Below are 18126 nucleotides of genomic sequence, written 5' to 3' on the forward strand. Positions count from 1 at the left end.
TTGGCCATGGTCGGCGCCCTGGATCGATCGCCTTCAGGCATTCCTGCGTTTTTGTTCACCGCTTTCAGGCCAGTGATCACAGAAGGAGCTGAACGGACATGGCGTCCTTCATGGCGTCCTTGGCGGCGCCTGTGCTGCGTGTTCGAGATGGGTCTTGGATCAATCCGCTGCGTCCAGTGCACAGCGAAAACCCATGTGGCATGTGGACGTATCCAAGGTTTGCCCAATCAGGGCTGAAGGCCTGTAGCGCTTGCAGTAATTATCCGCGCACAGGAAGGAACCTCCCTTCACGATGTGGCGTTGTTGTTCAGCTTTCGGAGTGGGATAGGCCGATGACGTCCATTCCCAGACGTTTCCGCAGACATCCATCAGGCCGTAGCCGTTGGCCGGGAAAGCGCCAACAGGCGATGTCCATTCCCACCCGTCGAGACCATCGTTCTGCCAGGGGAATTCACCTTGCCAGGTGTTCGCCATCCAGCGACCGTTGGGATTGACGTCCTGCCCCCAGGCGTAGTCCGCATCCTTCAAGCCACCACGGGCTGCGACCTCCCATTCCTCTGCGGTGGGCAGACGCCGATTGGCCCACGTGCAGTAGGCGATCGCATCGGCGTAGGCGATGTGAACGACGGGGTGATCGTCCAGATCAGCAATGGAACTGCCGGGCCCCTGAGGATGTTGCCAACTGGCTCCAGGAACAAGCGCCCACCACTGGCGAGGCTGAGAGCGATCCACGGCCGCTGGTGGCGCCTGAAACACGATGGATGCGGGTTGACGCTGTTCCGGCGCCAGTGATGGATAGACCTGTGGATCGGCGGGCAGCTCAGAGATCGTGCGGTACCCGCTGCTGCGCACGAAGTGAGCAAATTCTCTGTTGGTGACGGGTGTTCGTTCGATCTGAAATGCGGGCAACTCGATCTCCCGACTGGGTGCTTCCTCCGGGTAGAAGCGATCCGATCCGATCCGGTATCGACCGGCAGGGATGTGCACCAGTGAGCTCATGGAATCAAGGCTCATGACGACGACTCCAACACCGCAATCCCCAGAGTGTCAGCAACAGCTCTGATGCGGTGTAAACCAGGAAGATGGCACCTGGGCGACCATCGACGGCCAGGCTGAGGAGACGACCGGCGGCGAGCCCGCCCATGAAGACCACTTCGCTGATCAGCGCCGATGTCAGCAGGGCACCCCCTCGCAAGGCTCCCGTGATCCAGAGAGAGGCCATGCCCAGATACAGGCCCATGACTGCTCTGAAGACATGCGCCATGTTGGTTCCGCTGAACTGCAGATCCATCAGCTCGGGCAGCAGCGAGCTGGGGTTGATGCCGTAGCTGAGTGCAATGGGCAGAAGTCCCACCGCACTCAGCAGCAGATACCAACGCGCCTCTCTCATTTCGATCCAGGTTGCTCCCTGGTCAATCCCTGCCCGAAGGTGTTGATCAAACGGGTGTTGATCGCCTGAAGAACTGGAGACACGGCCATGCCCTGACGGGCGGCGATCCAGGTGAGATCGTTGAAGCGCACCACAACCTGGCCTTCGGCATCTCTGCGGATCAGCATCTTCTGGCAGAACGCATCCAGCCCGAGCAGGGTGGCGTCAGCCATCGCGCGGCCGCCGGGGCCTGGCCCCCCGAAGAGAACAAGGGTGACCGGTGCGCCTTGCTCGGCTGCCTCATCGGTGGCATTGAATCGGATCACCTCAAAGAGCACCGTGTCGTTCTGTTCATCGATGATCTCGAGAACCCGCGCGAGAGTTTCATTCAGATCCAGTGGACTGGGGATGCTGACGATGCCATCTCCAGCTCTCTTCAAAGCAGGAACGACCTGAACCGCTGAATTCGGCACCTGCTGGAGAAGAGAGACCATGCTCCGGTCGTATTGCCCAGCCAGGGATGGATTGCTCAGCCCATGGCGCTGCAGCAGGGAGGCACCGTTCTGACGACTGACCCGGGGGGGTGGCTCCGTTGTTGGCTGGTGGACGAGTACACGCAGGGGGAGTTCCAGCGCCAGGTCGGGATCAGCTTGCAACCAGCTGGTCTCCAGATCTGGATCACGAACCATCACCACCGTGGAGGGCGGCATGGGTGACCCGGCCTTGCGGGCGAGCCGGGCGTGATCAATGCTCAGGGCGACGGGCAGGGATGCTTTGTCGGCTCCTTGCTGCACCTGTTCAACAACTGCGTCGACGGCGTTCTGTCGGGCTTCGTCCTGGGATTGAGCAGGGGGTGCGGACCATCCCGCCAAAGCGACGATCAGTGCGCTGCCAACAGTGAAGGGAGCGCTCTCGAGGGAGAGACCTGCCATCAATTCACTCTCCCGAAGGAACTCCATGGGTTCCAGTCGTCGGCCACCGGCACAATCCCTTTCTCGCTGGCGTAGACCTCGTACTGCGCGACCATGCGCTTGAGGCGTTCGGGCTGGGCGTCGTCCAGCGGTTGGGTTTCGCCGGGGTCAAGAACAATGTTGTAGAGGTGCCATTGGCCATCTCCCCACATGCCGCTGCGCTGGCGCATCACCTTGTAATCGCCGTCAATCAGGTAGGCATTGCCCATGAGTTCGAAGGCCATCCATTCACCCGGAAGGCGTGGTCTTGGTTTTGTGCCGGTGAGGTAAGGCTTGAGATCAACACCGCTGCTGGGCACAATCTCGCGATCGCCATAGCGACGCTCTGGCCGCTCCACACCCGCATAGCTGAGGATGGTGGTGGCAAGATCCTTGACCCTGACAGGTGCCGATTCGATGACGCCGGCCCGGGTGAAATCACTGCCCTCGGGTGGTCGGATGATCAACGGTGTGCGCACCCCGCCGCCAGCGACGAAGACCTTCATCCACTGCATCGGGCCGGTGCTTCCGTTGGCCCACTCAGCGCCGTATTGCCAGTTGCTGTTGGCCTTGCCGATGTCGCTGTAAGCATCGGAATAGTTTTGCTGGATGTAGGACTTGGCGATTGAGTTGGTGATCACTCCTCCCTGTCCGTCGAAGGCTTCAGGGCCGTTGTCCCCCAGGTAGATGATCAGGGTGTTGTCGAGCTGCTTGGTGTCCTGGAGGTAATCAAGCAATCTTCCGATGGATCGATCCTGGTGATCGACCATTGCGGCAAACGTTGCCATCACGCGGGCTTGAGTGCGCTTTTGCTCTGGTGACAATGAATCCCAGCGTTTGCGCACGATCGGGTTTGCAGGTGGCAGATCAACGTCAGCAGGGATCACGCCAGCCGCCTGCATGCGTTTGAGGCGATCGGCTTTGAGGCCATCCCAGCCGAGAGCCAGGTAGTGGTCTTCGTACTGATTGATCAGCTCCTGGGGTGCCTGCAGAGGGAAGTGGGCGGTTGTGAAGGGCAGGTAAGCGAAGAAGGGTTGGCCCTGCTTGCGACCCGCCTCGATGTAGTTGATGAGTTGATCGGTGAAGAGGTCATCGGAATAAACCCCGTCAGGACGCGTGATGCGCTGACCGTTCTCGTAGTAGGCCTCTTTGCCGATGGGTGGAACCTTTCCCGCTTTCAGAGCAGCCTGAACCTTCGGGTCCCGTTGATTCGGAAGGAATTCCTCGTCGTTCCAGTGGTTGCCGCCACCACTCAACATTCCATAACTGCGCTCAAATCCCCACTGCGCGGGTCCTTCTCCTCCGGTTTTACTGCCACCTAAATGCCATTTTCCCGCCATCACGGTGTTGTATCCGGCATCTCTGAGCAGCTCGGAGATCATCACCGTGTTGCGGGTTAAAAACCCTTCGTACCCGGGCTTGCCCTTCGCTGGCCCGTAAACCAGATAGTCATACGATCCCAACCCGACTTCAATGTTGTTGTTACCCGTCAGCAACTCCGCTCTTGTCACTGAGCACACGGGTGACACGTGCGAGTTCGTGAAACGCACCCCTTCCTCTGCCAATGCATCGAGATGGGGCGTGTTGATTTCCGATCCATAGGGACCGATGTCGGCCATGCCCATGTCATCCCCCACAATCAGCAGAATGTTGGGCCTCGATGAAATCGGCTCACCGCCGCCGCTGCGAGCCTCGACTGCCGCAAAGCCAGCAAGCGTGAAAAACACACCTGCAAGAAGAGCTTTCATGGCTTGATGAGGCATGCGTCGATGGCGTTGTCGGGGACTGATTCTGGCTGACAACCCCTTGATTCGGAGCGTCCCAGGGACTGTTATGGGAACGGTCTCCTGTCCCCCCTTGCCCTTAGAAGGACTGCAGACATTGGGCAGGTCAGGAACTGAGCGTGATCAGTGCCCTGGGTTTCAGCCCTCATCCCTCTGGATTTCGATGGCGGTGGGGAAGGGGATCACGATCTCAGCCGCTGCCAGCTCATGCAACAGCTCACGATTGATCACATCGATCGAATCCTTGAACTGTTTGTAGCTCAGCGTTGGGCAGAAGAGATGACATTTGAAGTTGTAACTGAACTCGGCGATGTCCAGCAGCCGGCAGGCTCTGAGTTCGAATCCTTCCGTTCGCTCGATGATCCCGCGAAGAATGCCGGGAATGGCAGCGAGCTGCTGATCCGTGCTGTCGTACGACACCCCGAGCACGAAGTGGGAGAGATCGACCCTGTCGATGAGCTGGCTGAAGGCCAGCGACAGGGATTCCTGCAGCTCGATGTAGTCACGCCAGTTCTCGACGTGGATCAGAGCGATGCAGCGCAGACGCTGCGGCGATCCTGGATTCAGCTCAACAGTGAGGCAGGGGTTGATCAGATCCGGCCGGTTCTCAGCGTAGTTCCTTGCCAGTGCCAGGAGGTCGGCCATCTGATCGGGACTGAACGGTGCTTTGGTGTCGAGCTCCAGGCTCAGATCCAGGCCTTGTCGTTGCGGAGATCCGGGTTTCCCGTGATTGCGGGAGAGGTTGTTGACGATGCAGTCCTCAGCCACGGCATTGGGGATCGTGACTTTGCCGGTGACGGTTGCGATCTCCACCGAACGCAGACCGATCTTTGTGAGGAAGCCCTGCTTGTCGCCGATTTCGCAGAACTCGCCCACCCTCAACGGCCGGTCGGTCTGCAGCGACAAGCCGGCAAACAGATTGCTGAGCAACTTGGAGGCGCCCAGGCCGATCGCCAGGCCCGGAACAGTGGAGAGTGCGAGCACCAGCGTGGGCGAGAGGCCAAGCTGCAGCAGCAGTTTGTAGATCAGAGCAATGGCCACCACGCCGGAGATGATCCTGCAGGTGGGCATGATGCGGTTGCTGGTTCTCGACAGTCGCCAGACGTCCTGATCTCCTGCGAGTCGCACCAGGCCCTCGGAAACCGAGCGCCCCAGCGCCTCAAAAAAGAGGAATACGAGCAGAACGAACAGGCTGAAATAAGCCGCCTCGAAGACCACGGTGAGCACCACCAGCGGTGTGCCTGTGAAGTTGAGGTAGTGGTCAATGAACAGCTCAACCGCTTTGGTGCTGATCACCATCGGCAGCACCAGAACAACCCGCTTCCAGGCGAGGGAATCGCGCGTCCAGATCTGCGCCGCATCCTGCGCTCCTGTCTGGTAGGAGCGGATCAGCAGGCGGGCAAGAGCCGCCACCAGCAGCAGCAGGAGCAGGATTGCGACGATCGAGAGCACCAGCCGGAATAGGGTCTGGCCGAACAGCACTTCGGTTTCAAGGCCGGCGCGCACACCAGCTGGGAGATTCAGATACCACTTGGGCGGGAACAGGCGGCCGGGGGTGTGAGAAAAATCCTGGTAGAAAGCACGCGTGAAGAATTCCTGATCGTTGAGATCAGCAACCTGCTGCTGAATCTGTTCATACATGGCAGCCACATTCGCCACGGTGGCTGCCGAGAACAGGACATTGCTGTTGAGCGGATTGTCAGCCAGCTCGCTGGTGAGAACGATTGAGGACCCCGGCAGTGTCCACGACTGGGTGTCTTTGGAGCGCTCATCATTGAGCGCTTTCATGGCATTGGCGTCTGGGATGGAGATGATCTGACGGCTGCTATTGAAGATGAAATCGAGAACATGCTTCAGCTGAATGGCGGCTTCGTCTTTGAGGTAAGGGCGAACGCCAGGCGGAAATGACGAGCCGTCGAGAGCGTCCACCGCCGCATTGAAGAGCACCTCCACTTCCTCCATCTCGGCCCGGGCCTGACGGTTCCAGAACAGCCCAGGGTCATTGCGGTGGGAGACTTCGACATCCTCGATCAACGAGCCCACATCGGCCATGACGGCATAGAAGTTGAGCAGGGTCTCTCTGGGTGAATCCCCCACCACCTGTCCCAGGGGCGTATGCCGCCAGAGGTCAGCACGTTGAACCAATTCGGGATAAAACGGCTGCTCCTCCAGCGGGATCACCGGGAGGGAACTTGCGTAGCGCTGATCAAGGGGCTGAAAGACCGATGAGGGCGAAGCGGCGCGCAGAGGAACACCGGAGAGAATGAGGACGCTCAGAAGTCCGGCCAGGAAGGCCATCAAGCGCTTGTTCGTGCGCACGCCAACGGTTCACTAATTACGGACAACCTAATGAACGCCTGCTCTTTTACGATTTTTTCGAAGCGATCAGCCATGAATGGAGATGCTCCCTGATGAGTCGTCAACGTTTCAGGGGTTTGTACCTTCAGGCCACAGGCCATCCCCTGTGCTTCTCGTTTGTGACGTATACACCGCAAACCAGGGAACAGATGGTGGCGTGCGGTGATTTGCGCGCGGATGAAGAGTATTTCAGCCCGGTGCTGTTTGATTTTCTTCTGTTTGTTTCCGAAGGCATTCTTGGCGCTTCGCCAGGCGCTGCATTCCCCTTTGGTTATGACGATCTGGCGATTGTGGCGTCACGCATCAGGGGAACTGGTGTGCAGCATGAATATCTGATCGCCATCAACCCAATTGCTTGGAACGAAACCAAGCAAGCGGTGCTGCACCAGCTGAAAACCATCCTTTCTGCTGAGTCGTGGGATGGGGCAAGGTTTCGCAGGAGCGATGATTGTCCGTAGCAGCTGTTGGGTTGGATGGCACCGTATGGATCGTTGAGCCAAGTCTGATGGATGATTCCAGCGTTCCCTGCATCGATGGATGGCGCTAGATGGCGCAGTGGATGGGCATCACTGCACGATCACGGATGCAGATGTGTGCTGGCTGATGCCAACAGAACAGCATGATCTTCGCGAGCTTGTCTGGGGTGATCAAGGTGGGATGACCGAGCATCCCGCAGTCCTTCTCGCAGCTGATTCCCATGTTCTGATGACTGTTGATGTGATACAAAAGCGCACCAGTATCGCTGACATCCAGCTGGTGGTAAAGAACTGGCGGGAGTGATCAGCACGAGTTTTGAGGCCACGTCTGTTCTTCTGGTTCGCCTTCAAACTGGCAATGTTTGATTGATTTACCCATGGACAGGTTCGCAACACCTGCCGTGGACACCTGGTTTCAACCCGGTGCTGTGGTTGGAATCGATCAGATCGAACCACATTCGAGCAGATGATCCATCAAGGCTGCATACAACTGGGTTTTCATGTTGAGCAAGCAAGCTTGCTCGTTGGGATCTCCGCCGGGCCAGTTTGCGTAAGCTTCGGTTACAGCACGGTGAAGTAGACGCAAGGCGTCAATTTCCATCGTGATTGTGGTGACCATTTGATTGTTGTTCAATGTTCTTCGAAACTCAGAAAACGGAATGGTGAGAACAGACTTTAGAGACCCTGGCGCTGACGCAGTGCCCAGGCAGAGGCGGCTTGCTGCTGTTTCCAGGCAACTAAAAGGTCTTTGGCGATGCTGCGCAACGCCTGCACATCGTTGGAATTGTCAATTTCGCGTGAGAATTTTTCGATTTCAAATTTCTGGCCCAGAGTCAACGTGATCGGTTCCATTGGCTTGTGGCTTTGCAAGCGGAACGTAATCCAGAACTTTGGATGCAGCAAATTGAAAACGTAGTGTTTGCAACCAATGGCAGGGAAACATGGTCAGCTCAATACATTGCTGCCATTACGGAAGGTTTCTGGATGCGGCTGATCACGCCCATCGGAAGTGCTGATGGGTTTATAAAGTGTTCTGTTGACTGGGCCGGATGCATTTTTCTTGGGAAAAACATCTGGAGCTTTCTCGGAATGTAGCTGTTGCTTCTGACGGCAATCAGGGTTCAGCTCTTGCTCTAATGGGTGTTGCTCTCACCCTCCTGGCGAAGGATTTACTCGCGCATGAACTGCGGGCCACGGCTCAGCCTTCATCCAAGGCTTGATCCAGCCGTGTTGATCAGCCATTCGGTCTTCCTGGACACATCGGCTGTAAGCAGATCGTGATTACGACTAAGAAAACATTCGCTTTTGGCCATGTCTTTCGACAAGCTTGACCGCACAACGCAGTACATCCACAGCGCAAAAAGTCGTGCCACGTCCATGCTGAATGAGGCAGCACCAAAGCTGACTGTGCTGGAGAAGGCGATCTGGTTGCAATTGAAGCGGAATCAACGTCCCACCTGATGACGGGGATGACGTTGGCTGTGATGTTATGAATGTCGATCGATAAGCATAATTACTTAAGGCTTCGGGCTTGTAGTGGCTGCCACAACATCGGTTGTTGAGCTGAGGTCATAACGAAAGTTCTCCATCACCTGGTTATGGATTCTCTGACGGCATTTGCAGCTGTGGGGTTTGCAGCTGTGTCCTGGGACAGCCATTTCACAAAAGCGGGCACGCGGGCCTTTCGCCATGCCTTGGATTATCGCGAGCCTTTTTGTCGGATGGCTGATGGCGAAATGATTGCTCTGTTGGATGAACTCCTGGAGTTACGGCGCTCTGTCGGGGCCCATCAAATGATGCTTCAAGCGGCAAAGTGTCTCACCAAAGCGCAGTGCATGACGGCCTATGCGATGGCCTCAGAACTGATGCGTTCCGATGGCCCTTTTGAACCAGAGGAGCGACGCTTTCTTGATCACCTCGCTGTGACATTGGAGATCTCTAAATTTGAAGCGCAGCGCATCGATACGGTGTTTGAAATTTTTCATGCCAGCCTGACCTTAAGCAGCACGCTCGAGGTGACTCCTTCAGTTGTTGTCTAAGGCTCGTCCTCCTGCCGGCACGATTGTTCGGTTGTGGATCAGCGCCTGCTCAGCCAGAGTCCTTTCCAGCCATCGGCTCCTCTGAGCTCAATCATGGTTCCGGTCGCTGAAACGCGGCCTTGTCTGTGTCGGCAAGGGTGATGTCGGCAGCCGAGGAGGATGACCCATCGCCCGCAACGCGATCACTGATCAGTTGTTTCAACGCAGCAACAGCCACATGGCCAGGGCTCCAAGCCCCAACCCCTTGAAGAAGGCCGCCCAGGTCAAGCCGTAGGTGTCCATCCCAAATGTTCGCATCATCCAATTGAGCACGTCTTTGTGCTTGCGAATCATGAATGAGCTGTCGGCCGTCTTCAGCTGTTGAACACGTTTGAGCTTGAGTTCTGCAAGCTTGGCCATGGGTTGCGTGACGTTTGCATCGACTGTAATGACGCTGTCGTTCCGTACCAGGTTGTCTCTACTTTTGATGGCTGAGGGGTTCGCTAGCGTTCCACGGCCAGCGCAGCTCTAGCGATCAGGGCTGGTTCAGTGTTCTTCAAGGTGACCCATTCATGCCGGTTCTTCCATCGGGTGTTTCAATCGATTCGGATTGGCTCAGCGCGCAACTAAATCTTGGTGTTGATGCCCTTGAGATTGAGCCTTTGGGAGTTCCCCAGGGATTCACATCCAACACGATGCGCCTTCGGCCGCGCGGACCTTCCGACGCTCTGCCTGACGCGTTGATTCTCAAGATCGACAGTGATGACCCGCATTGCCGGGAAATTGCCCTTCACCTCAATTGTTTTCGCAGAGAGGTGGGCTTTTATCGAGCGTTTGCTCCTCAACTGGCATCGTTGGTGCCTCATGCCTACGCAACGGGCAATGGCTTCAGCGATGCGGGGCGTTGGCTCTTGCTGGAGGACCTTTCGATGATGGCCGTTGGCAACCAGGTTCGTGGAGTCAACGCCAAGGCCTGTTCGCAGGTTCTCGATGCCATTGCCGGGGTGCATGCCCAATTCTGGAATTCCTCAACGTTGCTGAACCATGACTGGTTGCCTGATCATCAGTTCTGGTTTCAGGGCAGCACCGAGACGTTGTCTGCGTTCCATTCCAACTTCCTGAATGATTACGAGCTGCGTGTTGAACCTGAGGCGCTCAAGGCGATCGCTTTGGTGATCGAGCATTCACAGGCCATCGACGAGGCCATCGCCCAGCGGCCGGTAACCCTGGTTCACGCGGATCTGCGTGTTGAAAATGTGTTGTTTGCTGGCAACACCTCGCAGCGTGATGTTGTTGTCCTCGACTGGGGCACTCCGACACGCTCGATGGCTGCGATGGATCTCGCTTACCTGATCGGCGGGAGCGTACCGATGCCCGCCCGACGAGGACGGCTGCGTGATCTCTGCGCCCTCTGGCATCAGAGCCTGACGACTCATGGCGTGAAGGATTACACACTCAGCGATGCCTGGGCTGACGTGCAACTCGCGTCTTTGCGTTGCTTGAGTTCCGTTCTTTTGCTGCACAACTGGCAGTTGGATCCCAACATCGGCTCCCGGGCCATTTTGCTGAACGATGAATGGATTGAGCGATGCTGCGCTCTGGTGGTGGAGCTGGATGCGCTCGAGCTGCTGAAGACATTCGGCTGAGTGTCCCTGCCTTTTGGCTACTATGGGCGATTGGCCAAGGCAGCCTCCTTCAGGATGCAGTCGCCATTGGGCTAGGCCTGCCAGGATCTGAGCGCCTCCACTTCCAGGCGTGCTGCCTGGAGATCGGCCTGGAAGACAGGTTCAGCCTGAAGGCTGGTGCGATCAGACTCAGGATCAATTCCTATCCCCAGCCCACCGCGGTGTGGCCTGAGGGATAGGAGCCGTGGACTCCTGTCCGTCATCGGTCGGTCGCTCCTCGTTTCACGGCGCTGTGTAGGGAAAGTCGGCTCCTTCAGCCAGCCAGAAGGGCTGATGCGCTCGGTCGTAGATGAACCAGGGTTCAGCACGATTGAATGACTCTGTTGTGGTCTGGGTGAGCACCCAGTGGCAGAACCGAGCCGCCAGATGCGCTGGAATCAGATTGGCGCGATTGTCGCGGAAGAACGATGCGAGGGGGAACTCCGCCGGATCCGCATCTCGCAGGTTGGCTTGCATGCCCGTATCCACCTCACCGGGAATCAATTCAGCCACCCCGATTTCTACGGGCCCTAGCTCCTGCCGCAGACTTTCAGTGACTGCATGCAAAGCGTGCTTGCTCATGCAATAAGCGCCGAGCCCTGGAATTGTTACGTGCGCTGATCGAGTCGACAGATTGAGAATTCTGCCGCCTGAGGGCATGCAAGGCGCGATTGCGGCGGCCAGCTGTGCCGGCGCTACGGCCATCAGGCACAACGACCGCAGCAAATCAGACGCGGACTGGTGGACCAGCGATCCCAGCGGTTCAACAGTTCCAGCCCCATTCACCAGTGCAGCCACCGGCCGGCCAGCGAGGACATCCATCAGCGTCTCAATCGCCTTATTCAGCCCGGCCTCGTCACTGAGGTCAACGCCCAGCGCGGTGAGATTGTTGCCAGGGTTGCAAACTTGTCGTGACAGTGACACGACGGGGAATCCGGAGCCCAGCAACAGATTCAGGAGCTCGCGACCGATGCCACGGCTGGCGCCGCTCACCACCACAACCCCGTTTGGCAACTGGTTGAGCGAATCCAAAGCCATCAATGACAGTGTTAGGACTGAAACTACTCAAAAGATGATGGCTGGGCTCTAAGGATTTCACAGCTTTCACTTGCAGCGGTTTGTCCCATCGCGTTGTTCTTTCATGATCATGCCCCCAAGAGATGCACGATCTGACTGGAAAGCCTTTGCACCAGAAGCGATCCCAACGAAAACGAATTTTGGCCCTCTTGAGATCGTCTTGACTGATATCAAGGCGACGTTCGGGGAAGAGAATCCTCCCTTGATTCTCGATGCCGGCTGTGGAGTTGGCGTTGTAACCAGATTGATTTACTCCAAGGGTTTTTCTGTTGTTGGCGTCGATATTAACGAGGCGGCATTGCGCTTTGCACGAGAATCAATCTCAGAGTGGAAGGAGCTATCTGAAGGCCTTCCTGCACGTAGTCTCCATTTGATTCACGGCGACATTCTTTCGCTGTTTTCCTCCGAAATAGAGGCTGGTGTATTCAGTGGAGCTGTCTGTCAGCTTGTTATTTCGATCATTGGAACAGATCGTGATCGAGCCGCTTTGCTCGCGAATCTCTACAAAGCACTTCACCCCGGCGGTTATCTCTATCTTTCGGCCTCGGGTGTATCTGATGGTATCAATGCCCAGTATGCAGAGCTCTACAAATCCGACCCGGAAATCACCAAGGAGTCGTATACCTATCTGTCGCGAGACGATCAAGGCAGGGCTCTTTATGCCACGCATCATTTCTCGGAGGATGAGCTGAAGAAGCTATTGCTCAATGCTGGATTTGCCGACATAAGAATTGACAAGAAAAGAGAAGTCAGTAGTCGAAGAAGTGGCCAGGCGGCGTACTTTTATTATTGCTGTTGTCGCAAGCCTTTCGTGGCGGATTAGCCGTTGCCTATTCATTTCAATCAAAGCCAGCATGAAAGACGTCGGGTTGACAAGAAAGCCCTCATCCGCGCAGACCATGCACAAGTGCAAGACCGTTGAGCAGTTGGTCACTCCAGGACCCTGGCCGGCCCGGTGCACACCCAGGTGCTGCTGATTCCTTTTGCTGCGAGAAAGGCGGCGGCGTAGAAGCTGGGACGACCTTGGCCATGGCACCGCTGCCTGATCAGCCTCTGCCAGTTGATCGCACCTGATCGACTGCGGACTGATTCAGGAATGCAGGGAACCGGTCGCCTGTGAACAGGGCGGGTGCTTCGGAGGCATACGCAGAAGCGATGCGCATCGCGGTTGCGTCGTCATAGGTGGTTGTGCAGATCTGAAGACCCGTCGGCATCTGATTTCGATTGAGACCTGTGGGGATGGAAACAACCGGATTCCAATTCAGGAGATTCCACAGTGCTGTGAGCACCCAGCCCACATTGGGCTCCACGGGCTGACCATTGATGCGGATCGTGTCTTTTGTTGGATCGAAATCAGCCGCGACATCGCTGGTGGCCAGTGTCGGCATCAGCACTGCGCTGTACCCGTTCAGGAAGACAGCATCCTGAATCCGTTTGTAGAGGGCATTGATCATGTCTTCGGCTTGCTTGGCTTCGGCGCTGCCGCGAGTCGTTGCCGCAATCTCGGAGAAGTAACGGCCGTAGCTCGTGAGTTGGTCGCTGTAGGCGTTGAGCTGCTTCAAATCTTCTCCGAAACCTCCGCTCAGCAGAGCATTGACGAGGGCGGTGCGAAGTGCCGGGCCGTCCACGCCGAGATTCAGGTCAACCTCTTCAATGACTGCACCCTGGCGCTCAAAGACCCGCAAGGCTTCACGGGTGTTCGCTTGGGTGTCCGCATCGATCTCGGCCCAGCCTTGATTCATGCTGAAGGCGATCCGCATGCCCTTGATCGATGGATAGCGGAGGGGGAGCTTCAGCTTGGGTCTCAGGGCCGTTGGCGTATAGGGAGCCGGTCCGCTGAGCACGTTCTGCAAACGGACCATTCCTTCGAAGGTTCGAGCCATCGGCCCCTCCGTTGAGGGCAACAGAAAGGTGGAACCCGGTGGCGGTGCGTTCCGCCCATAGGGAGGCTTGAACCCGTAAAGGCCATTGAAGGCGCAGGGAATTCTCGTGGAACCCCCCATGTCTGAGCCAGTGGCAAGGGTCGTCATGCCAGCTGCCAGAGCAGCGCCTGACCCACCTGACGATCCGCCAACGGTGTAGTTCAGATTCCAGGGATTCCGCGTGACCCCCCAGAGATCAGTCCACGTCACTGCGGCGAAGTACATCTCCGGGACGGTGGTCTGCATGTGCAGAACGGCTCCGGCCTGGATCAGCTTGTCGACAGCTGGATGGTTGCTGGTGGCCACGTTGTCCTTCAGGACGTTGGATCCTGCCGTGGTGATCCAACCTGTGACGTCGTATTCGTCCTTGAGAGCAACGGTGATTCCCTCCAAGGGACGCGCTGTCTTGTTTTTATATCGCTGTTCTGATTCCTGGGCGGCCTTTCGAGCCGAGTCAAAGTGTGTGTAGGTGCAGGCATTGATGAGCGGCTCGACCTCTCTGTAGCGCTCGATCTGTGCCTCAAGAACCTCAACCGGCGACAGCTCACGACGTTGATACCGCTGAAGAAGATCGGCCGTTGATGCATAGATCAAATCACTGCCTTTGCTGTGCAGCGGCTTGGCCACGGCAGCACCTGAAGCCCCAACCATTGGAATGGAATCGCGCAGCAGGATCGCAGACCCTGCTCCGACACTGCCCGCGATTAAACGCAGCGCCTGTCTCCTATTTAATGGCATCATTCGATTGTACGTGTTTTTTATTGTAAAAAGCGTTGTTGGGCCAGGAGCCGTCTTGTGCCAGATAGGTCTTCGGTTCAGGCTGTGCGTAGTTGACGGATCCAGACGATACCTGCTGTCGAGTTCGATCCTGTTGACGCTCCAATCATGGATGCCGAAGTTCGCTCCCTTTCACGTCTTGAGCGACTCACGGATATTATTTATGGTCTTAGTTTTCTGTCACTTTTGCTGCAGAATGATCGCCCTGACCGGCTGTCTTGCTTAATAGTGAGGCCATTAATCGCTATCTCAGGGAGCAACCGCCATCCCTCGGAATTTATTTCACCTCTTTTGTTCTGGTGGGTTGTTATTGGCAGTCTCGTCTCTCCATGGCGAGTCGCTTCAGTCGTTCTGATACGACCCACCGATGGCTGCAACTCGGGGGGTCTGATGGGTGTGGCCTTGCTGCCCTTCGTGAATGACCTTCTGGAACTGATGCCGCTGCAGGCCTCGATTCAGTTGGTTTACGGCCTTGTTCTGGTACAGATCGGGGTCTTTGACCTGCTCACCCTTCTGCATGGATGGCGTCGGCCCAGGCATTGCGGGTGGAGAAGGAGTTTCAGGCCTTCATGGCCGTTGAGGGTCATCTTCCCGCGAAGAGTCGCAGAACTACTGCGAAATTTCTGCAGATGCTGGAGCCGCGGCTCCAGCCGGAACGGCTGCGTCAGCTTGTGCGGCAGGCGCCTATTGGTCACTCCAGGACCCTGGCCGGCCCGGTGCACACCCAGGTGCTGCTGATCCCTTTCGCTGCGAGAAACGGGGCGTCGTAGAAGCTGGGACGACCTTGTGGGTTGTCGCTGTTCTGAACGCGCCACTGCTCGCGCTCGCAGCTCACGCTCACGGTGAGGCTGCCGCCCCTCGGCTTGTTGATGCGCAGCAGTCGTACCCCGTCGTAGAGGCCCAAGGGCTTGGCATCAAGCTGTTTGAGCAGGATCGCCAAGGCCTGCTGGGGCTCGGCGGCCATGGCCTTCCCGGCACTGCTCGCTGTGATGGCGTTGACCCCGCCGAGGAGGAGTGCCCCACCCACAACCAGTGCAATGCGGATCATGTTGTGCGTGATGGAGTGGCTGTCCATCATCATCCGTTGAGCCAGTGCATCGCCCATGCGTCGTTCGTTTCTTGCTGGGTTCGCATCGATGCTGCTGCCGTTGCTGAGTGCAGCGGCTTCGGCAGCGCCGATTCCGGTGGTGCCGATTCAATTCGCAACTGGGTGGCGCTCAGGAGTGGCGGATCGAGCCACGCCTTGATCCACGGCCCGAGGCGGTTCCTTTGCAGGTGATGGTGCTCTATCCGGGCGAGGAGGCCGATGCCATGGCCGAACCCGCGGGCTATCGGCGGATCAGAACACCCCGTGCCGGCCTGTACCGCTACAGGGTGCTCAATGGTGATGCTGTGGATGTGCGCTTTTGCGTGTTCTGAGTTGCTTCAACGCGGTTGTTCAACGCAGTAGCAGCCACGTGGCCAGGGCTCCCAGCCCCACCCCTTTGCCGAAGGCGTCAGCGACGCCCAGTCAATTCATCCCAGTTTACGTAGGCAGGTCCAAGCTGAATGAGCTGCTGAGTGCTCAAGCGGGGAATGCTTTGAGCAGTTGCACTCAGCCGATGCACGAATCCATTTCATACGCCCGCTTTATGCAATGCATTTTGTAGCCGAGACCTTGCGTTACTCCTCCCAGCGAACTGTTGACCAGTGATGACCTGGCTCCTGAGACTTCTTGGCCTGGATGTCAGAAACAACATCCCCGTAGCGCTGAATCAGGGGGCAGAACTCTGCGAGTGGAGGTTCGGATATCTCGAAGAAGGCAAACTGCTCAGCTTTCTCGAGACAACACTCGAGTCCGCAAGACTGCCCCATGTAATTAGAGCAAATCATGGCTTCAACACCACAACGATTTCATCCTCTTCGCCATGGATGCTCTGGTGATGAGCGCCGTACCAGGTTCCGCTGAATATCTGGTGAGTTGTTGCCTGAACCACCCAAAGCCATGCTGAGCCATAACAAACCTTGGCTCAACACACCACACCGTCAGCAATGGCGGGGTTTTTTGTTGCTTCCTCAGTTGGTGGAGCCGCTCATAAACGCCCTGCAAACCTGAGCGCTTAGGCGCGAGCTTCCTTCTCAGAGAGAAGATTGGAATACACCCAACCGGCAATGAGGGCGCCGACGATGGGCGCCAGCCAGAAAAGCCAGAGCTGGGCCATGGCATCTCCGCCGACCCACACCGCCACACCGGTGCTGCGGGCGGGGTTCACCGAGGTGTTTGTGACCGGAATGCTGATCAGGTGAATCAGAGTGAGAGACAAACCAATCGGCACCCCGGCGAAGCCAGAGGGAGCAAGCCTGTCGGTGGCGCCCAGAATCACCAAAAGGAAAAACATGCTGAGCACCAGCTCGATCACCAGAGCGGCTACAAAGCTGTAGCCACCGGGGGAGTTGGCGCCGTAGCCGTTGGTGGCCAGGGCATTGGCCCCTTCAATCACGAAGCCGGGTCGACCGCTGGCCACCAGCTTGATCACACCACCGGCGATCACGGCACCGATCACCTGAGCGGCGATGTAGGGGATGAGTTCACGACTCTTGAAGCGTCCACCGGCCCAGAGACCGAAACTCACCGCTGGGTTGATGTGACAACCGGAAATGTGCCCGATGGCATACACCATGGTCAGCAACGTGAGACCGAAGGCGAGAGAAACGCCGAGAAAACCGAGGCCCAGCGGATTCACACCTGGGTTGTCGTAGGGGAAGTTGGCGGCCAGCACAGCGCTGCCGCAGCCTCCGAGCACGAGCCAAAAAGTGCCGAAGAGTTCGGCCAGAAACTTCTTACCCAGAGGCATCGAGTGCGCCATTGCATCAACGGATACAGCACTCAGAAGCTACGAAGCCTCCAACAAACGACAACCGGCGGTGGGGGTTCAGACATATTTGGACTGCTCGTCTGCCTTTGGGTGCCTTCACAGTTGACTTTGCCGTGCTGCATGCGATCGAGCACAAACTGGCCTGAACTAACTGGTCTGCCAGGCACCACATATACCGCGCCCGATTCAGCGCAGAAGCAAGCCATCCGAGATCGCATCCAACGTCAACGCGATCAAGACCGCATCGCTGCTGCACGCCGTGCTGATACTGAACGCGCTGCTCGTCTCCGCAGAGAGGAAGCCCGCCGCCAGCGGTATCGGTTGATCGGTAACTGCATCTATGACTGGCAGAGCTGGGGCAAATCCCCATCCGGTGTCCGCAGCGTCAAAGCTTCAGGTTGTAGCGGCGTGACTGAAGTGGCGGTCGATTGCAACAACTCCAAGATCAGCAAGCTGAAAAGGCCTTTTCGTCTGCAGGTGTGCAGATGGGCTGGTTGTTGACCATGAACGGGCGCTTGCGCTGGTAGCGGTTCTTGGCGGGGTCGGTGGAGAGCCCCAGATCGGTCATGCTGCGGCGCATCAGCAGCAGCAATCTGGGCGTGTCCGTTGCATTGATCGGCACGCCCAGGGCGCAGGAGAAGCTGATGGCCGCTGCTGGGAAGTGCAGATCAGCAAACCCGCCAGCTGCCATACCTTTCGCCATAGCTTTGCCACCCACTTGCTTGAACGTGGATCCGACATTCGAACCCTTTAGGAGCTTCTGGGACACAGTGATGTGAAGACAACAATGATCTACACGCACGGGCTGAATCGAGGCCCTGCAGGCGTAACGAGCCCGGCAGATTTGCTTTGAGTCAGGTTTTGCGGGTCCGTAGA

The 18126-nt window shown here is 57.3% G+C and carries 24 protein-coding genes and 1 pseudogene; 11 read left to right on the forward strand and 14 right to left on the reverse strand.

The window, feature by feature from the left end; genetic code table 11:
* Positions 1–159: 159 nt before the first annotated feature.
* From SynBMKMC1_RS04795 to SynBMKMC1_RS04815, 5 genes are all read right to left on the reverse strand, one after another.
* On the reverse strand, positions 160–1014 hold the full coding sequence (locus SynBMKMC1_RS04795; protein ID WP_186472890.1) for a formylglycine-generating enzyme family protein: 855 nt from the start codon (positions 1012–1014) through the stop codon (positions 160–162).
* Positions 1004–1390 (reverse strand): DUF4345 domain-containing protein, encoded by a 387-nt coding sequence (locus SynBMKMC1_RS04800; protein WP_186472891.1) that lies wholly within the window; start codon positions 1388–1390, stop codon positions 1004–1006. Before SynBMKMC1_RS04800 ends, SynBMKMC1_RS04795 begins: the two co-directional genes overlap by 11 nt.
* On the reverse strand, positions 1387–2328 hold the full coding sequence (locus SynBMKMC1_RS04805) for a DUF302 domain-containing protein (RefSeq protein ID WP_186472892.1): 942 nt from the start codon (positions 2326–2328) through the stop codon (positions 1387–1389). The genes SynBMKMC1_RS04800 and SynBMKMC1_RS04805 overlap by 4 nt, the downstream gene beginning before the upstream one ends.
* Positions 2301–4082, reverse strand: a complete 1782-nt coding sequence (locus SynBMKMC1_RS04810; protein ID WP_186472893.1) for an arylsulfatase — start codon at positions 4080–4082, stop codon at positions 2301–2303. Before SynBMKMC1_RS04810 ends, SynBMKMC1_RS04805 begins: the two co-directional genes overlap by 28 nt.
* Before the next feature lie 159 nt (positions 4083–4241).
* Positions 4242–6422 carry a mechanosensitive ion channel family protein gene (locus tag SynBMKMC1_RS04815; RefSeq protein ID WP_186472894.1) on the reverse strand — a complete coding sequence of 727 codons (2181 nt, stop codon included), beginning with the start codon at positions 6420–6422 and terminating at the stop codon, positions 4242–4244.
* A 188-nt stretch (positions 6423–6610) separates the two neighbouring features.
* Here SynBMKMC1_RS04815 and SynBMKMC1_RS04820 point away from each other — a divergent pair, with 188 nt between their 5' ends.
* Together SynBMKMC1_RS04820 and SynBMKMC1_RS04825 are read left to right on the forward strand one after the other, a co-directional pair.
* Positions 6611–6919, forward strand: a complete 309-nt coding sequence (locus SynBMKMC1_RS04820) for a hypothetical protein (protein WP_370593935.1) — start codon at positions 6611–6613, stop codon at positions 6917–6919.
* 79 nt (positions 6920–6998) lie between these two features.
* A complete protein-coding gene (locus SynBMKMC1_RS04825; RefSeq protein ID WP_186472896.1) occupies positions 6999–7241 on the forward strand; it encodes a hypothetical protein in 243 nt (80 codons plus the stop codon).
* A gap of 138 nt (positions 7242–7379) precedes the next feature.
* On the opposite strand, the gene SynBMKMC1_RS04830 is transcribed toward SynBMKMC1_RS04825, so the two are convergent.
* Positions 7380–7556, reverse strand: coding sequence for a hypothetical protein (locus SynBMKMC1_RS04830; RefSeq protein ID WP_186472897.1), 177 nt, complete (start codon positions 7554–7556; stop codon positions 7380–7382).
* Between the two features lie 56 nt (positions 7557–7612).
* Complete coding sequence (locus SynBMKMC1_RS04835; RefSeq protein ID WP_186472898.1) at positions 7613–7789, reverse strand: hypothetical protein; 177 nt, start codon at positions 7787–7789, stop codon at positions 7613–7615.
* A 6-nt stretch (positions 7790–7795) separates the two neighbouring features.
* On the opposite strand from SynBMKMC1_RS04835, the gene SynBMKMC1_RS04840 reads away from it, so the two are divergent.
* Both SynBMKMC1_RS04840 and SynBMKMC1_RS04845 read left to right on the forward strand, forming a co-directional pair.
* Positions 7796–8032, forward strand: coding sequence for a hypothetical protein (locus SynBMKMC1_RS04840; RefSeq protein WP_186472899.1), 237 nt, complete (start codon positions 7796–7798; stop codon positions 8030–8032).
* Between the two features lie 503 nt (positions 8033–8535).
* Complete coding sequence (locus SynBMKMC1_RS04845) at positions 8536–8976, forward strand: tellurite resistance TerB family protein (RefSeq protein ID WP_186472900.1); 441 nt, start codon at positions 8536–8538, stop codon at positions 8974–8976.
* A 198-nt stretch (positions 8977–9174) separates the two neighbouring features.
* Here SynBMKMC1_RS04845 and SynBMKMC1_RS04850 read toward each other — a convergent pair whose 3' ends face one another.
* Positions 9175–9375, reverse strand: a complete 201-nt coding sequence (locus SynBMKMC1_RS04850) for a hypothetical protein (protein ID WP_186472901.1) — start codon at positions 9373–9375, stop codon at positions 9175–9177.
* A 152-nt stretch (positions 9376–9527) separates the two neighbouring features.
* Here SynBMKMC1_RS04850 and SynBMKMC1_RS04855 point away from each other — a divergent pair, with 152 nt between their 5' ends.
* The gene (locus SynBMKMC1_RS04855; protein WP_186472902.1) at positions 9528–10601 is read left to right on the forward strand and encodes a phosphotransferase; all 1074 of its coding nucleotides are present in this window, start codon (positions 9528–9530) and stop codon (positions 10599–10601) included.
* Positions 10602–10862: 261 nt separating this feature from the next.
* On the opposite strand, the gene SynBMKMC1_RS04860 is transcribed toward SynBMKMC1_RS04855, so the two are convergent.
* A complete protein-coding gene (locus SynBMKMC1_RS04860; RefSeq protein ID WP_186472903.1) occupies positions 10863–11657 on the reverse strand; it encodes an SDR family oxidoreductase in 795 nt (264 codons plus the stop codon).
* A 103-nt stretch (positions 11658–11760) separates the two neighbouring features.
* Between SynBMKMC1_RS04860 and SynBMKMC1_RS04865 the strand changes: the two genes are divergently transcribed.
* The gene (locus SynBMKMC1_RS04865; RefSeq protein ID WP_186472904.1) at positions 11761–12519 is read left to right on the forward strand and encodes a bifunctional 2-polyprenyl-6-hydroxyphenol methylase/3-demethylubiquinol 3-O-methyltransferase UbiG; all 759 of its coding nucleotides are present in this window, start codon (positions 11761–11763) and stop codon (positions 12517–12519) included.
* 223 nt (positions 12520–12742) lie between these two features.
* On the opposite strand, the gene SynBMKMC1_RS04870 is transcribed toward SynBMKMC1_RS04865, so the two are convergent.
* On the reverse strand, positions 12743–14245 hold the full coding sequence (locus tag SynBMKMC1_RS04870; protein ID WP_222930376.1) for an amidase: 1503 nt from the start codon (positions 14243–14245) through the stop codon (positions 12743–12745).
* A gap of 368 nt (positions 14246–14613) precedes the next feature.
* Between SynBMKMC1_RS04870 and SynBMKMC1_RS14815 the strand changes: the two genes are divergently transcribed.
* Entirely contained in the window at positions 14614–14817 is a 204-nt protein-coding gene (locus SynBMKMC1_RS14815) for a TMEM175 family protein (RefSeq protein ID WP_186472906.1), read from the forward strand.
* On the opposite strand, the gene SynBMKMC1_RS04880 is transcribed toward SynBMKMC1_RS14815, so the two are convergent.
* Positions 14738–14935: a hypothetical protein gene (locus SynBMKMC1_RS04880; RefSeq protein ID WP_186473508.1), complete on the reverse strand. Its 198-nt coding sequence runs from the start codon at positions 14933–14935 to the stop codon at positions 14738–14740. The two genes, SynBMKMC1_RS14815 and SynBMKMC1_RS04880, sit on opposite strands and share 80 nt — an antisense overlap.
* Positions 14936–15086: 151 nt before the next feature.
* Positions 15087–15500, reverse strand: coding sequence for a hypothetical protein (locus SynBMKMC1_RS04885; protein WP_255486308.1), 414 nt, complete (start codon positions 15498–15500; stop codon positions 15087–15089).
* Between SynBMKMC1_RS04885 and SynBMKMC1_RS14500 the strand changes: the two genes are divergently transcribed.
* The 3 genes from SynBMKMC1_RS14500 to SynBMKMC1_RS04895 all read left to right on the forward strand — a co-directional run bounded on the left by SynBMKMC1_RS14500 (position 15499) and on the right by SynBMKMC1_RS04895 (position 16318).
* Positions 15499–15642 (forward strand): hypothetical protein, encoded by a 144-nt coding sequence (locus SynBMKMC1_RS14500; protein ID WP_222930377.1) that lies wholly within the window; start codon positions 15499–15501, stop codon positions 15640–15642. The two genes, SynBMKMC1_RS04885 and SynBMKMC1_RS14500, sit on opposite strands and share 2 nt — an antisense overlap.
* A 31-nt stretch (positions 15643–15673) precedes the next feature.
* Positions 15674–15814, forward strand: a complete 141-nt coding sequence (locus tag SynBMKMC1_RS14505) for a hypothetical protein (RefSeq protein ID WP_222930378.1) — start codon at positions 15674–15676, stop codon at positions 15812–15814.
* A 273-nt stretch (positions 15815–16087) separates the two neighbouring features.
* Positions 16088–16318, forward strand: a complete 231-nt coding sequence (locus tag SynBMKMC1_RS04895) for a hypothetical protein (RefSeq protein WP_186472908.1) — start codon at positions 16088–16090, stop codon at positions 16316–16318.
* 176 nt (positions 16319–16494) lie between these two features.
* On the opposite strand, the gene aqpZ is transcribed toward SynBMKMC1_RS04895, so the two are convergent.
* On the reverse strand, positions 16495–17229 hold the full coding sequence (gene aqpZ / locus SynBMKMC1_RS04900) for an aquaporin Z (RefSeq protein WP_186473330.1): 735 nt from the start codon (positions 17227–17229) through the stop codon (positions 16495–16497).
* A 466-nt stretch (positions 17230–17695) separates the two neighbouring features.
* Positions 17696–17953, reverse strand: a complete 258-nt coding sequence (locus SynBMKMC1_RS04905; RefSeq protein WP_370593965.1) for a hypothetical protein — start codon at positions 17951–17953, stop codon at positions 17696–17698.
* On the opposite strand from SynBMKMC1_RS04905, the pseudogene SynBMKMC1_RS04910 reads away from it, so the two are divergent.
* Positions 17918–18103 (forward strand): annotated as a pseudogene (locus tag SynBMKMC1_RS04910) (tyrosine-type recombinase/integrase); the annotation flags it as partial. The gene SynBMKMC1_RS04905 and the pseudogene SynBMKMC1_RS04910 overlap by 36 nt on opposite strands.
* Positions 18104–18126: the final 23 nt, after the last annotated feature.

Origin of the sequence: Synechococcus sp. BMK-MC-1 (genome assembly GCF_014279955.1) — a bacterium.
Lineage (GTDB): Bacteria > Cyanobacteriota > Cyanobacteriia > PCC-6307 > Cyanobiaceae > Synechococcus_C.